Source organism: Zobellella maritima (assembly GCF_003075035.1).
GTDB lineage: Bacteria > Pseudomonadota > Gammaproteobacteria > Enterobacterales > Aeromonadaceae > Oceanimonas > Oceanimonas maritima.
Map to the genome: position 1 here is coordinate 389848 of NZ_QCZE01000002.1, position 14171 is coordinate 404018.

Genomic DNA, 14171 nt, shown 5'->3' on the forward strand with positions numbered 1-14171 from the left:
AACAGGGCTGACATGACCATCGGAGGGGGCCGGATCAGGGCTGCTGAGTCATGTGCTTCGGCGAGAGGGCTTCTCCACTGAGCCGACCATTGATGCCATGGATGATGCTATTGAGCTCCCAGGGAGGGAGTTTCGGTGAGTCGGCGTATGGAGGAGGGTTCCCTTTTTGCTTAACAAACCGGCATTACCCTTTAGGTGCTCCAGCATTGTGACCCTTTGAGGGGCTAACGCACCTAACCCCCCCGCTTTGCCGGGGGGGCATACTAGACTTTATTCGGCCTGTGGTACTACCGAGGTATGCAGGTCAGACTCGGATTTTTTGGTGGCATAGATGGCATAAAGGCCACAAACCAGGGTCAGGATGACGGCAATGGCAACGAAATAGCCCAGGGTGCCATAGCCACCCAGATCGAAGGCATAACCGGCCAATGCCGGGGCGACGGCGGTACCGGCCATGACGGCGGAGCCAGCGGCGGCAGCGATACGACCTTTTTTGTCTGCAATACTGGCCAGCCCCATCATGCAGCTGTAGGTAAAGAAGTGGGCCGTCGACCAGAGGATGACGATGGCAGTATAAACCGGATAGCTGTCGGTCTGGGTCACCAGATAGGTGATGACGCCGGTGCTTAGGACTCCCAGCACCAGCAGCATGCCACGGCCCAGATATTTACCGGCCAACAGCAGAATGACAGGACCGAGTAGGGAGGTGGCGCCGTGAATGCCGAACAAAAAGCCCAGGGAGTCCGGTGCCATGCCGATGCGGCTGGTACCGATGTGCTCGGCGAACACCCATACCATGGTGTCGCGCACAAAGTAGAAACAGACCATGGCGAGAATGGCCAGTGCCACCGGCTTGAGCAGTACAGAGCCTTGACTGGTGCCACTGTCTTCCTGCTGGCGGGCTGGCTCCGGGTGCTGGGGCAGCATCAAAATCAAGGGGAGCAACAGGGCATGCACTACCGCCAGTGCGCCCATGGCGCCCGCCAGTGACCAGTGACCTATGGCGGAGGGGACTACGTTGAGCAGCACCACCATCAGAATGGTGCCGAGCAGTACTATCTTGTTGGTGCTGGCATCCGGATCCTCGTGGCTGGCGACCACGGCATTCCCGCAGGACAGCGCCAGGCCGCAACCCAGGCCGGAAAGAATGAAGGCCGGAATGCTCTGACCATAGCTGCCGGCGAACATCACCCAGATGCAGCCGGCAATGGCAATCAGGGTACCCAGCATGGCCAGGGTTCGGCGGGGGGCTTTTGCTATCAGGGGGGCGATGGCCAGGGAAGACAGGCACATGGCGGTGATGTAATAGGTGATCAGACTGCCGGCCGTAGATTCGCCTATATTGAACTCACTCATGAGCGAGGTGAAAATAAACGGCAATATCAGCAGGGGGGCCAACCCGACACCATAAATAGCCGCGAACGGCGCCATTGTTTTTTTATCAAGGTATTTTCCCTTTATCATTTTCAACTTCTCCTTTGTTGCAAGATATCGGTATTTCAGGTTCGGCGTGTAAAGGCATGAACATGCCCGTTGGCCCATGTTTTTGCATGGCCAATATGTAGAAGTGTTTAATCCTGTGTCTTATCAGGCTGTCGTTATCATTAGCCAGTATTGGTCCCGGTTTGGCAAAAGGCCGGTGATATCAGCCTTTTGCTTCTTGTTACCTTAAATCGGCGGCAAACTGCTGCGCTTTGCTGATCACCTCTTCTTGGTGGGGCAATATCGCATTGGTGTAACCCAGGGTGCTGCCGAATACCTCGAAGGGGTTTTCGCTCAGAAACTCGGCGCCGCACAGGCCTTCTAGCACACCCAGCCCCATATAGGGGGTTGAGGCCAGGTCGTAACCGCCTTCCTGACTCAGCACCAGGCGGCCGTCGCACAGCCGGGTTGCGCATTCCGCCATGGCTGCGCTCATGTCTCTGAAACAGCTGGGGGTAACGGCCATTCGGCCGAGGGGATCGTAGCAGCCGGCATCCAGCCCGCAGGCGACGATGATGAAGTCAGGTTTAAAGGCTTCCAGTGCCGGCACAACCACCCGCTTGATCACGTCTCGGTAAACTGCATTGCCGGAGCCTGGAGGCAGGGGCACGTTCAGGTTGTAGCCCTCGCCCACGCCTTCCCCTCTGTAATCCAGGGTGCCGGTGTTTTCTTCCAGGAAGTAATAGTCCTGATGGATGGAAAGGGTGAGCACGCTCGGGTCTTGCCAGAATATCTGTTGGGCGCCGTTGCCGTGATGCACATCCCAGTCGACGATGGCTACCCGTTCAACACCGGAATAACTCTGGGCGTGCCGGGCTGCGATGGCGGCATTGTTAAGGATGCAGAAGCCGGCGCCTCTGTCGGTTTCAGCATGGTGGCCGGGCGGGCGCACCAAGGCGAAGGCGTTGTCGACCTGTCGGCTCATCACTTGCTCAACCGCAGCCATGACGCCGCCCGCCGAGAGCAGGGCAATATCGAAGCTGTTTGCGGCAAAGACAGCGCCGGGGCCGGCTTCGCCGGCTATTTTTCCGCTCTGGCGGGTCAGGCTTTCGAAATAGCTCGCCGAATGTATTCGCAGAATTTCTTCCGCTGTGGCCTTGCGTGGTGTGATGGGGGTGAGCCGTTCAAGCACTCCTTGAGCCGAAAGCAGATTGAAAAAGCGTTTCTTGATGTCCGGCCGATCCGGGTTGCCGCCTGGCTCTATGTAAAAAGGAGGAAATGCCTGATTGAGACTGTCGTACCAGAAGTACTTTTCGCTGGAAACCAGCCCGGTTTTTCTTAACATAATCCTGCTCCTTCAGGTTGAGGAAGGGATTTGATATCGGATCAAATCCCTTCCTGAATTTAGGCGTCAGTCGCTTCACATCTGCTTACAGGAAGCCTTCGGTTTTCAGATCCGTCATGGTGGCTTCAATGCTTTCCCGCAGGGTGGCGACCAGGAAGTCGATATGCTCCTTGGTAAGGGTAAGGGGCGGAGACAGCACGTTCATATGGGCCAGCGGGCGCACAATAAGGCCGCGGGCCTGGCAGTGCTTGGCGATGCGGTTGCCGACCTTGGCTTTGGGATCGATCAGTTCCTTGGTTTGTTTGTCGGCCACGTTTTCAATACACATCATGAACTTGCGGCCACGCACGTCGCCAACAATCGGCAGGTCGAGCAAGGTTTTCAGCTGGTTTTCAAAGTAGCCGCCCATATCACGCACATGATTACACAGGTTTTCGCGCTCCATGATTTCGATATTTTTCAGGCCGGCGGCACAGCTGACCGGGTGGCCGGAATAGGTGAATCCATGGGTAAAGATGGCGCCGTCGGCCTGGGGCTTGCTGATCACCTCGTAGATCTCGTCCGAGAGGATGGTAGCGCCCAGCGGCAGGTATCCGGAGGTCAGGCCCTTGGCGCAGGTGATGATGTCCGGCACTATTCCGAATTCGTCTTCGGAGGCGAACATGTGGCCGAGTCGTCCGAAGGCGGTAACCACCTCATCGGAAACATAGAGTACGCCGTATTTGCGGCATATTGCGTGGATTTTCTTGTGGTAGCCTTCCGGCTGTACGATGACGCCCCCGGCACCCATGATGGGCTCGGCGAAGAAGGCGGCAACATTGTCCGGCCCCAGCTCCAGAATCTTGTCTTCCAGCTCCTGTACCTTCTCGTCGCAGAAATCCTCGAGGCTTTGACCCTCGGGGCGGCGGTAGGGGTTGGGGCAGGAAATGTGGTGTACCAGCTGGTCGTCGATATCGAAACCGATATGATCGAACTTGACCCCAGTGATCGACATCGCCATATAGGTACTGCCGTGATAGCCATCGATACGGGAGATGATCTGCTTCTTGCTCTTCTTGCCCAGTTGGTTGAAGTAGAAGTGAATGATACGCACCGCGGTGTCGTTGGCGACGGAGCCTCCACAGCCGTAGAAGACGTGGTTCAGATTGCCGGGGGCCAGCTCGGCCAGTTTGGCGGCCAATTTGGCAGCCGGGACAGTGGTGTGATGACCAAAACAGGAGTAATAAGGGATCTGGCGCACCTGGTCGGCGATGGCCTGGGCCATTTCTTCTCGGGCATAACCGATATTCACGCACCAGAGACCGCCGATGCCATCCAGGTACTGGCGTCCCTCGCCATCGATGACATGCACATTATCGCTGTCCGCCAGTACCATGGAACCTGTTTCTTTAAAGGTAGAGAAGTCTGTCCAAGGATGAATATAATGATCCCTGTCCTGCTGCCATACTTCCTGCATATCTACGTTGTTCAATTTGGACATTTTCGACATCTCCTTTAATCATGCTGAATGTCTAATAAGTGGTTCTGTCAACACCGGGTGCGGCTATGTTTCAGCGCTAACGGGTTAAGTAACTATCTGGTGTTAACAAACCGCTAACCATGAGGTTATGGGTTATTTGGCCATTGTTAAAATATTATTTTTTCTCACATAGGATTAATAAATCCTATGTAGCGGTGGTGGCGAAGTTTGAGTCTGCAAAGTGGTTTCTTGCGGCTCTTATTCTTGTTTCCCCGTATGATAAGCAGCCCGTGGTAGGGGTGTCCCAACAGCTGAGCGGTGGCCTTGCCGTTGCCGAAACCCCTAGTTGCCTTGGAAGTAGTCGTTAAATATCAGTGCATTACATAGAAAGGTGGGCGGGTCTGAACGAAAAACGGCGGCAGATGCCGCCGTTTAAGTCGGTGGAAAGTTCTTAGTCGGCGTTAAGTACCTTTTCAATCGGTTCGGGTTCGAACAGCTTCTTCTTCATCACTACCTTGACCCAGAACACCCCGACAACGGAGACAAGCCCCAACACGATACCGGCGGCGCCGAAGATCTGGCCACTCAGCTCGGGAGCCGGTGACGCGTAGACGATGGCGTAGATCATGCCGGCGATGCCGATGATCTGTGGCAGCGGATAGAAGGGCGTCTTGTATGGGCGCTTGATATCCGGATAGCGCTTGCGCAGGGCGATCACATTGATGTGGGTAATGATATAGGCCAGCAGCCAGGCGATGGCGGCGGAGATCAGCAACAGGCCGATGGCATCGGGATCATCACCCATGAAGACCAGGGGCAGACCGGTGATCGCGGTGACAAAGAGCACCGCGACCCAAGGGGTTTTGGTGCCCGAGGTCAGCTTCTTGAACTGCGGGAAGGCCTGGCCGTTCTGGGCCATGCCGTACAGCATGCGGGGGATGGCGGCCAGCGAAGTGTTAACCGTGCTGCAGGTGGCGGTAATGGCGGCCACCGCGAGGAAGGTCAGCCCGACATCGCCGAATACGGCCTTGGCAAAGTCGTAATGGGGAAGAGCAGAGCCCGCCAGCTCATCCGCCGGAATATAGAAGAGGGCGCCGAGGCAGTAGATGGCAATGGTGGCAAAGATCACGGTTACACCTATGGTCATGGCGCGGGGGATATTACGTTCAGGGTTCTTGGACTCTTCCACCAGAGGGCAGACGAACTCAGCGCCCACATATCCCCATATGGCCAGCGCGACCAGGGTGATGACCTCGGCTCCCATCGGGTTCCAGCTACTGGTGAGATCAATGCCGGCCGGGTGCGGGTTGGCTACCCCGGTGATGGCGGAAAGGCCCAGCATCAGCAGTACTATCACCATCACCAGGGCCAGCACGGACTGGAGCTTGGCGAACATATCTATGCCCATAAGGTTAAGCACGGTGAAAATCGCCAACAGGCCAAAGCCAAGCGTCATCGGCGGAAACATCCCAGGATAGATTTTGTCGATGATCAGATCGACCAGCAACAGCTCCGCGGAGAGCGCAAACATGGCCACCACTATATAGCCGGAGAATACCGACAGAATCGCCGGGAAATGACCTATGGACACCTCGGTGTAGCTGCTCAAGCTGCCGGCGCGGGGGATCATCAGTGACAACTCGGAAAAAGAGGAAACATAGGTCAGTGCCAGTATATAGCCCAGGGTCAGGGGAATGATGAATCCCAGCCCGGCAATCCCGGCACCCTGCAGCATGATCACCATGACGCCCTGAGACACAACCAGGCCTATCGCCACCGCGAGTAGGGAGCCGAGCCCCAGCACCCGGCCGAAACCGGACTTTTTCTCGGTACGCGCCGCGCCGCTAGGCACCGCTGCCGAGTTGTAAGATACATTGTCAGACATATTCTATTCGCTCCTGAAGAGTTTATGTTGTGGCCTCAATGCATAGTCCATAGGGTACCCGCCGAGGCGGGTACTCTGCATTGAGGAAGGGTTAAAGCTGTTGTGAGCGGTTCCCCTCTCCTTTGTTACTGGCTCAGTTGATCAGTCAGCCGCGCCATAAACAGCTCGCACTGTTCGATCTGGCTGACATGAATAAATTCGTCCGGCTTATGGCCCTGATCCATGCTGCCGGGCCCGCAGACCACGGTGGGAATGCCCAGTTCGTTGCTGAACAGGCCGCCTTCGGTCCCGAAGCCGATACGACCGTCGCTGTCGGAGTCGACCAGACTGCGGACAAAATGGATCACTTCGGCGTCTTCGGCTGTGCTCAGGCCGGGATATTCGGTGGTGATATCGATGTCGATCTGGCAGTCGGAGTCAACGTGGCGCATCTCGGCGACCAGCTCATCGACATAGGCCTGGAAGTGGGTCAGTAGCTGGCGGGGATCCTCGGCGGCGACATTGCGAATTTCAAACAGGAAACTGCAATGGTTGGGTACGATATTGAGCGCGGTCCCGCCCTGCACTGTACCGGTATGTACCGTGCTGTAAGGAATTTCATAGCCCTGCTCGAATGGCCCTTCGTTTTTTTTCTGCAGGGCCAGCTGCTCCAACCAATGAATTAGGCGGGCGGCATAGTTAATGGCGTTGACCCCCAGGGGGGCCATGCCGGAGTGGCATTCCTTGCCCTTTACCGTTACCCGGGCGGCCAGCTTCCCCTTGTGGGCTGTTACCACCAGCATGTTGGTCGGTTCGCCGATAATACAGATGGCCGGTCTCACCGGGTGTCCCTGCAGGGTATCGATCAACCGGCGGACGCCGACACAGCCGATCTCTTCGTCGTAGGAAAAGGCCAGGTGTATGGGCGTATGCAGTTCCCGCAAGACCATGTCGGGCACGGCGGCCAAGACCACGGCAAGAAAGGCCTTCATATCACTGGTTCCCCGACCGTAATAGCGGCCCTCTGCTTCGGTCAGCCTGTAAGGCTCTCGGGTCCAGTTCTGGCCGGTGACCGGGACCGTATCCGTATGGCCGGACAGCATGACGCCGCCCTGGTCCTGGGGACCTATGGTGGCGTACAGGTTGGCCTTGTGCTGCTGTTCATCGAAGATCAGCTGGCTGTCTACCCCATGCTCCCTCAGGTGTTGCTGTACGTAGGCCATCAGCGCCAGGTTCGAATTGGCGCTGGTGGTATCAAAGCCGATCAGACGGCTCAGTATGTCGAGGGATAATGCCTTTGCCATGTGTTCTCCTGAATAGACTCAGCACTTGGGAAGGCTGTCGGTGGCTCCGTTCCCGGTATGGCCGCCCTGCTCCGAGCGCTGTTAAGCTTGGGTTTAGGGTATGTAAATAAATTGCATTCTTAAAATATCTTTAAACTTATAAAAAGATTCGAAAAATCTATGCTGACCTCCCGGAGGTATGTCAGCGCACCTGGCTACAATTGCATCTGATCAGGAAGCCCACCGTACGGAAGCTGAACAGGGAAAGGCGGTAGCCGAGCTTGTACGCCATCCGGCTGCGGTAACGGCGATCCTGGGTGATTGCAACGATAATGGTGTGCTGCACCTCCGCATTGGACAACACCCAGGAAAAGGTGCCGCCGATCAGGATGAACTCCACCGCCGTAGGTTAATCTCCATTGACGTCCATTTAGGGTGTGTTGGTGCCTTAACCCCCGTAGAGGGAGATTAAGGCTCCGTTCGGCAGCCTGCTTTCTTTGCTGGTTTTCTTTAGTGGTTAAAATGAGTGATCGCCGCAGGTTCGAGGCTTACTCGTCACCGGGAACACCGAAGGATTCCGCATTGGCGGGATCCTTGGCACGGGTGATGTAAGCCTGCATTTGCGGCTGATAGTTCTGCCAGACCATGCGTAGCTCGGTGAGCGGGGCTATATGCCAGTCCACCCGCAGGTCGACTACCGGCCAGTTGGGCTCGGCGCTCATCAGCAGACCGGCGGAATGTACCGCGCCCAGTTCGCCACCGGCGGCCAGGCCTGCCTCAAGGGCCTGCAGCAGCCGTTCAGCCAGGTGTCCCTGGCTGCCTTCAAAGGCGTTGATCATCGCCTGAGGCACGTCGGTATTTGCCAGCAGGTTGCCCATCGCCAGGCAGTTCCTGCCTTGGGCGGTGGCGTGGATTCCCAGTGCCTGGGCACCGCTGAAGGTGGCGGTTTCACCACGGGTGTTGAGCACGCCGAGCTGACGCCATTCGATGTCAGTGTCGGCCTGGGTCTGGGCCTTGAGGATCTCGGCCGGGGCCAGGCCTTCCTGCAGCAGATTAAGCGCCAGTGGTCCCAGCTCCGGATTGGTCACATTCTGAGTCAGAGACACCCCGACGCCGCTGCGTACAAAGGCACAACGGCTGGCAACTGCGATACTGGAAGAGGTAATGGCACAACCCACCATGCCGGTTTCAGGACAAATGCCCGCGACGGAAAAGGTCATAATTTGCTCCTCAGTTCTGCTCATCGGGGATGACGGCGATGACATCAATCTCCATCAACCACTCGGCCTGGGCCAGACCGGCGACCACCAGGCCGGTGGAGATTGGATAGACTCCCTTCATCCACTTGCCCACTTCACGATAAACCGGCTCGCGAAAACGGGGATCCGTGATATAGGTGGTGGTCTTGACGATATGGCTCATGTCGGAGCCGGCTTCTTCCAGCAACTGCTTGACGTTTATCATCGCCTGCTCGGCCTGGGCGCGAGGATCGCCCAGCCCGACCAGGTTGCCTTCGAAATCGGTACCGACCTGACCTCGAACGTAAACAGTGTTGCCGGCGCGAACCGCCTGGCAGAGATCGTTATCCAACGCCTGATTGGGATAGGTTTCTTTGGTATTGAACATGCGGATTCGAGTATGAGTTGGCATTAACGTGCTTCCATTGTGCTGACTGTTTGAACCTGTGAATAAGGCCAGATGCCATCTGGCCTGCCCTTAGCTATTACTTCAGGGTGGCTGTCTGGCGTGGTGCTGCATCACGATCGGCAACAGAAGTACGTTCGGATGCATCACGATAGTCAAGATATTTACGCTGCGTGGCGATATGGTCCGCAATATGCTTGGCATCGTGCCAGACGCCCCATATGAAGCTGGAGCCACGACGCGACTGCCAGGGCAGACCGAGGAAATAGACGCCAGGTTCGGCCGACACCCCGCGCTGATGCCGGGGCTTGCCGTTTGCGTCGAAGGCGTCGACCTTCAGCCAGCTGTAATCAAGTTTGAAGCCGGTTGCCCAGACGATCGAGGTCACGCCGGCATTCATCAGGTCGAGCTCGAGAACGGGATTGGTCACGCATTCAGGATCCGGCAGCATGTTGTGGGCGTCCGGCTCTTCCGGCAGGTCGAGGCCATTGCGGGCAATATAGTCGTCGGCCGCTTTCAGCAGCGATAGGTAGTTTTCGTCACCGCCCGCAAGGTTTTGTGCGAGATTCGACTCGAAGGTGACCAGGCCGTCATTGAACGCTTTCGTCAAGCCGACGAGTATCATCCCCTCATGGGCAAGGCGGCGGAAGTCAACCGTATGGCCGCCACGGGCGCCGCTGACGGCGATGGTGACGTGCTCTGTTCCCGGCGCCATCGCCTCGGCGTCCCATTCGCCGAGCACGCCCAGCCACCAGCAGAAGTCACGGTTGCGATAGGAGCGGGGAGGGCGATGGTGCGGGCCGACCGAGAGATAAACCTGCTTGCCGGCGCGCTGCAGTTCATCCGCTATCTGTACCCCTGACGAGCCGGCACCGACTACCAGTACGGCACCCTCGGGCAGTTGCCCGGGATTGCGATAGTCGGCAGAGTGGAGCTGCATGAGGTTGTCATCCTTGGGAGCGATCGGAGGTATGACGGGGTGCTGGAAAGGTCCGGTCGCGGCAACTACGCGCTTGGCCTCTATCGAGCCCTTTGAGGTTTCAATGGTGAAACCCGGACGGCCGACATTGCGTTCCACCTTCTTTACTTCCACCCCGGTGCGGATGGGGGCATCAAACTTCTTGGCATAAGCTTCGAAATAGTCCGCAACCTGCTCTTTCGCGGGAAAGGCGTCGGGGTCGATATTGTCGAACTCCAGGCCAGGGAAGCGATCATGCCAGGCCGGGCCATTGGCAACCAGCGAGTCCCATCGCTTGGTACGCCAGGCTTCGGCGATACGGTTGCGCTCCAGAACGAGGTGGGGCACTTCGAGCTTACTTAGGTGTTCGCTCATGGCCACGCCGGCCTGACCGGCGCCGATAACAAGCGTATCAATTTCTGTTTTTTCAACTGTCATGTCTGTGCCCTCCTGGATGGCGACTTGGTGCAGGTCGCTCATAACCTGCTTTATCTGTCTGAAGCCAGATTAGGGGGGAGTGATGCATTGGTAAAATATTATTAACCTTACAATTGAATATGAAAATCCAATACTGGCTTCAAAGTGGCGAGTTTCCGGCAGGTTCGGCATCATGACCAGGCGTGGTGCTTAGGGTGTGTTCCGATACTGCGCATAAATGACGCTGAGGCTGTGCTGCTTCGTGGCAAGACGCGCACCACGCAGTTTGGTGGGCCCAAATTAGTGGTAAGCAACGCCGCAATGGGGCGGCACAGCCTCAGCCCTTCGGGTCATGGCCCAACAGGGCCCGCTCTGCGTTAGCAGCCTTACCCATAGGCCCACTATGCGTTGCGCCTGCTGCCTTGATCGCGCTTTGTTGGGGCGGCGACGACACCATGAGCAGTAACGGAACACACCCTAGGGCGAGCGATGGGAAACCCCGGTAGCTGCAATGCTTTTTCGCTGGGGTATCCATTGATGGGAAGTCTGTGTTTCTTTTTACTCCGCCCTTGGCACGGAGGAGCTGCTTTATTGGCTCTTGGTCACTGTCTTGAATGGAGTGGTATTTGTATCGGTTATTTAGGGTGAATTGATAGGTACCGATTCCGGTTCCAGCCCTGGTTGTCATTGATCAAAGCTGCTTAGGTTCACCTTTTCACACCTTATTTTTATCATCACAATCAACAGTTTGTATTCGGCTCCTGCTAATAGTCGTACTTTTTTGAGACATTTATAACGATTTTGTTCACATAAGACTGTGAATGTTAATTTTTTAACATTATGTAAAAAATCATAAATATCAAATGCTTGCACTTTATTAGTGATTTATCGCTTTGTGACATTTCGTCCTAAACTGTGAATGACTGTGATCAATAATATCAAGGTCACAATATTTCACATTTCAGGAGTACGTCAGATGAGCACTATTTCCCGGGTAGGTGTAGTGGGGTTGGGCTCCATGGGCATGGGCACGGCCCAGTCATTGGTGCGGGCTGGTTTTGATACCTATGGTTTCGACCTGAATACCGAGGCCTGTGCTCGTCTGGCTGACGCCGGTGCCGTTGCGACGGGGCCTTCTGCCCTGCCTTATGCAGGCCAGCTGGATGCGCTGCTGTTGCTGGTGGTCAACGGCGCCCAGGTTGAGTCGGTGTTGTTCGGTGACAAGGATGTGGCAGCGGCCATGCGTCCCGGCAGCCTGGTGGTGGTGTGCAGCACCATGGCCGCAACCCAGACCAAAGTCATACATCAGCGCCTGACCGAGCTTGGCCTGGAGATGATCGATGCGCCCATCTCGGGCGGTGCCGCCAAGGCCGCCGAAGGCCGACTGTCGGTGATGGCCTCGGGCAAACCGGCGCTGTTCGAGCAGGCACAGCGGCTGTTTGATGCCATTTCCGAAAAGCTCTATGTGATCGGCCCCGATATCGGCCAGGGCAGCACTGTCAAGACCATCCACCAGCTGCTGGCCGGGGTGCATATCGCCGCCGCCGCCGAAGCCATGGCGATGGCCGCCAAGGCCGACATCCCCCTGGAGCTGATGTTCGATGTGGTTACCCACAGCGCCGGCAACTCCTGGATGTTCGAGAACCGGGTGCCCCATATCCTCGACGGCGACTATAGCCCCCGCTCCAGCGTGGATATCTTCGTCAAGGATCTGGGCATAGTGCTCGACAGCGCCCACCAGATGAAATTCCCGCTGCCGCTGGCCTCGGCCGCTCACCAGATGTTCCTGGCTGCCAGCAACGAAGGCTTCGGCCGGGAAGACGACGCCGCCGTGGTGAAGATATTCAAGGGCATCCAGCTGCCGGAGGAAAAATGATGGCTCATCGTTTGGGCGTGATCGCCGATGACTTTACCGGTGCCACCGATATCGCCGGTTTCATGGTGGAAAACGGCTGGCGGGTCACCCAGCTGATCGGTCACGGCCCCGCCGACGTGCCGGCGGAGGTGGACGCCGTGGTGATTTCCCTGAAAAGTCGCTCCTGCCCGGCAGAGCAGGCGGTTGCCGATTCCCTGGCGGCGCTGGCGCGGCTGCAGGACCTGGGTTGCGACCGTTTCTTCTTTAAATACTGCTCAACCTTCGACTCCACTGCCGAGGGCAACATAGGGCCGGTAACCGATGCCCTGCTGGCTGCCCTGGATCAGGAGTTTACCGTTATCTGCCCGGCTCTGCCGGTCAATGGCCGCACCGTGTGCCACGGCAACCTGTTCGTGAACGGCGTGCCGCTCAACGAGTCCGGTATGAAGGACCACCCCATCACCCCGATGAAAGACGCCAACCTGTTGCGACTGATGGCGGCTCAGGCGAAGGGGCTGCCGGGTCTGGTGGACTATCAGGTGGTGCTTGCCGGTGCCGACGCGGTGAAGGCGAAGCTGACCGCGCTGACCGCCGACGGCGTGAATTATGCGGTACTGGACACCCTGACCATGTCTGACCTGACGGTACTTGGCGAGGCGGTCAGCGACCTGCCGCTGGTCACCGGCGGTTCGGGACTGGGCGCCGGGCTCGCCTGTTACACCACCGCCGGTCAAGGGGCGAAGCATGCCCGTGCCCTGGGGGCGCCGGCGGCAGCCGGTCGGGCCCTGGTGCTGTCCGGCTCCTGCTCGCTGATGACCAATGCCCAGGTGGCGGCCTACCAGCAACAGGCACCGCACCGCCAGGTTGAGGTGGCGTCCTGTCTCGAGGATCCCCAGGCCTATGCGATTGAGCTGGCCGATTGGGTCCTCGACCAGCCCGCCAGCCCCGCACCCATGCTCTATGCCACTCAAGCACCGGAGCAGCTGGCTCAAATCCAGGCACGGTACGGCGTCGCCCGGGCCAGCGAGGCGGTGGAGGGGGTATTTGCCCGGGTCGCCGCCCGCCTGGCCGAACAGGGATTTACCAAGTTTATCGTGGCAGGCGGCGAGACCTCGGGCATCGTCACCCAGGCGCTGGGCGTGTCCGGTTTCAATATAGGGCCGCAAATCGCCCCCGGGGTACCCTGGGTGCGGGCACTGGACAAGCCGCTGTCCCTGGCGCTCAAGTCCGGCAATTTCGGCGACGAGCAGTTCTTTGCCAAAGCCCAGGAGTTTTATCATGACTGAATTTTCCCTGCGCCTGGACATGGTGACGGTCGCCCAATCCATGTTTGAGCGCGGCTACAGCAGTGGCGGGGCCGGCAACCTGAGCCTGAAACTGCCCGATGGCAACCTGCTGGCGACCCCCACCAACAGCAGTTTCGGCTCCCTGGACCCGGACCGGCTGAGCAAGGTGGACATGGACGGCAAGCACCTGGACGGCGACAAGCCGTCCAAGGAAGTGCTGATGCATATCGCCATGTACCGGGAGCGCCCCGAGGCCGGTGGCATAGTGCATCTGCACTCGCCCTACCTGACCGCGTTGTCGTGCGTGGCGGATCTGGATCCGGAAAACTGCCTCCCGCCGATTACTCCCTACTATGTGATGCGGGTCGGCAAGCTGCCGCTGATCCCCTACCTGCGTCCGGGGGATCCGCGTATCGCCGACGAGGTGGGCAAGCTGTCCAAGGCGCACAGTGCCGTGTTGCTGGCCAACCACGGTCCGGTGATCAGCGGTAAGGATCTACGGGCCGCCATGTTCAATGCCGAAGAGCTGGAAGAGACGGCCCGGCTGTATTTTATCCTGCAGAACAGCAAGATGCGTACCCTGACTCCGGAGCAGGTAGATGAGCTGGAGCAGGTCTTCAAAGGCAAGGTGTAAGGAG

12 protein-coding genes are annotated in these 14171 nt (G+C 57.8%); 3 read left to right on the top strand and 9 right to left on the bottom strand.

The window, feature by feature from the left end; genetic code table 11:
* Positions 1–270 precede the first annotated feature (270 nt).
* From DCS96_RS13720 to DCS96_RS13760, 9 genes are all read right to left on the bottom strand, one after another.
* Entirely contained in the window at positions 271–1464 is a 1194-nt protein-coding gene (locus DCS96_RS13720) for an MFS transporter (protein WP_157953639.1), read from the bottom strand.
* A gap of 199 nt (positions 1465–1663) precedes the next feature.
* Positions 1664–2767 (bottom strand): class II histone deacetylase, encoded by a 1104-nt coding sequence (locus tag DCS96_RS13725; protein ID WP_116474958.1) that lies wholly within the window; start codon positions 2765–2767, stop codon positions 1664–1666.
* 85 nt (positions 2768–2852) lie between these two features.
* Positions 2853–4247, bottom strand: a complete 1395-nt coding sequence (locus tag DCS96_RS13730) for an aminotransferase (protein ID WP_116474959.1) — start codon at positions 4245–4247, stop codon at positions 2853–2855.
* A gap of 430 nt (positions 4248–4677) precedes the next feature.
* On the bottom strand, positions 4678–6111 hold the full coding sequence (locus tag DCS96_RS13735) for an APC family permease (RefSeq protein WP_116474960.1): 1434 nt from the start codon (positions 6109–6111) through the stop codon (positions 4678–4680).
* Positions 6112–6236: 125 nt separating this feature from the next.
* Complete coding sequence (gene argE, locus DCS96_RS13740; RefSeq protein ID WP_116474961.1) at positions 6237–7394, bottom strand: acetylornithine deacetylase; 1158 nt, start codon at positions 7392–7394, stop codon at positions 6237–6239.
* 181 nt (positions 7395–7575) lie between these two features.
* Positions 7576–7773, bottom strand: coding sequence for a hypothetical protein (locus DCS96_RS13745; RefSeq protein ID WP_116474962.1), 198 nt, complete (start codon positions 7771–7773; stop codon positions 7576–7578).
* A gap of 148 nt (positions 7774–7921) precedes the next feature.
* Positions 7922–8593: a DUF1028 domain-containing protein gene (locus tag DCS96_RS13750; RefSeq protein ID WP_116474963.1), complete on the bottom strand. Its 672-nt coding sequence runs from the start codon at positions 8591–8593 to the stop codon at positions 7922–7924.
* Between the two features lie 10 nt (positions 8594–8603).
* Positions 8604–9023 carry a RidA family protein gene (locus DCS96_RS13755; protein ID WP_116474964.1) on the bottom strand — a complete coding sequence of 140 codons (420 nt, stop codon included), beginning with the start codon at positions 9021–9023 and terminating at the stop codon, positions 8604–8606.
* A 73-nt stretch (positions 9024–9096) separates the two neighbouring features.
* Positions 9097–10455 (bottom strand): flavin-containing monooxygenase, encoded by a 1359-nt coding sequence (locus tag DCS96_RS13760; RefSeq protein WP_116474965.1) that lies wholly within the window; start codon positions 10453–10455, stop codon positions 9097–9099.
* A gap of 913 nt (positions 10456–11368) precedes the next feature.
* Between DCS96_RS13760 and ltnD the strand changes: the two genes are divergently transcribed.
* From ltnD to otnC, 3 genes are read left to right on the top strand one after another with little or no spacing between them, the layout of a single operon-like run.
* A complete protein-coding gene (gene ltnD, locus DCS96_RS13770; protein WP_116474967.1) occupies positions 11369–12268 on the top strand; it encodes an L-threonate dehydrogenase in 900 nt (299 codons plus the stop codon).
* Complete coding sequence (gene otnK, locus DCS96_RS13775) at positions 12268–13533, top strand: 3-oxo-tetronate kinase (protein WP_198650083.1); 1266 nt, start codon at positions 12268–12270, stop codon at positions 13531–13533. Before ltnD ends, otnK begins: the two co-directional genes overlap by 1 nt.
* Entirely contained in the window at positions 13526–14167 is a 642-nt protein-coding gene (gene otnC, locus DCS96_RS13780) for a 3-oxo-tetronate 4-phosphate decarboxylase (protein ID WP_198650084.1), read from the top strand. Before otnK ends, otnC begins: the two co-directional genes overlap by 8 nt.
* Positions 14168–14171: the final 4 nt, after the last annotated feature.

What these genes read in the sequence shown, in the direction of transcription:
- DCS96_RS13720 (WP_157953639.1), bottom strand. Translation starts at nt 1,464, where the DNA reads ATGATAAAGGGAAAATACCTTGATAAAAAAACAATGGCGCCGTTCGCG.
- DCS96_RS13725 (WP_116474958.1), bottom strand. Translation starts at nt 2,767, where the DNA reads ATGTTAAGAAAAACCGGGCTGGTTTCCAGCGAAAAGTACTTCTGGTAC.
- DCS96_RS13730 (WP_116474959.1), bottom strand. Translation starts at nt 4,247, where the DNA reads ATGTCCAAATTGAACAACGTAGATATGCAGGAAGTATGGCAGCAGGAC.
- DCS96_RS13735 (WP_116474960.1), bottom strand. Translation starts at nt 6,111, where the DNA reads ATGTCTGACAATGTATCTTACAACTCGGCAGCGGTGCCTAGCGGCGCG.
- argE (WP_116474961.1), bottom strand. Translation starts at nt 7,394, where the DNA reads ATGGCAAAGGCATTATCCCTCGACATACTGAGCCGTCTGATCGGCTTT.
- DCS96_RS13750 (WP_116474963.1), bottom strand. Translation starts at nt 8,593, where the DNA reads ATGACCTTTTCCGTCGCGGGCATTTGTCCTGAAACCGGCATGGTGGGT.
- DCS96_RS13755 (WP_116474964.1), bottom strand. Translation starts at nt 9,023, where the DNA reads ATGCCAACTCATACTCGAATCCGCATGTTCAATACCAAAGAAACCTAT.
- DCS96_RS13760 (WP_116474965.1), bottom strand. Translation starts at nt 10,455, where the DNA reads ATGAGCGACCTGCACCAAGTCGCCATCCAGGAGGGCACAGACATGACA.
- ltnD (WP_116474967.1), top strand. Translation starts at nt 11,369, where the DNA reads ATGAGCACTATTTCCCGGGTAGGTGTAGTGGGGTTGGGCTCCATGGGC.
- otnK (WP_198650083.1), top strand. Translation starts at nt 12,268, where the DNA reads ATGGCTCATCGTTTGGGCGTGATCGCCGATGACTTTACCGGTGCCACC.
- otnC (WP_198650084.1), top strand. Translation starts at nt 13,526, where the DNA reads ATGACTGAATTTTCCCTGCGCCTGGACATGGTGACGGTCGCCCAATCC.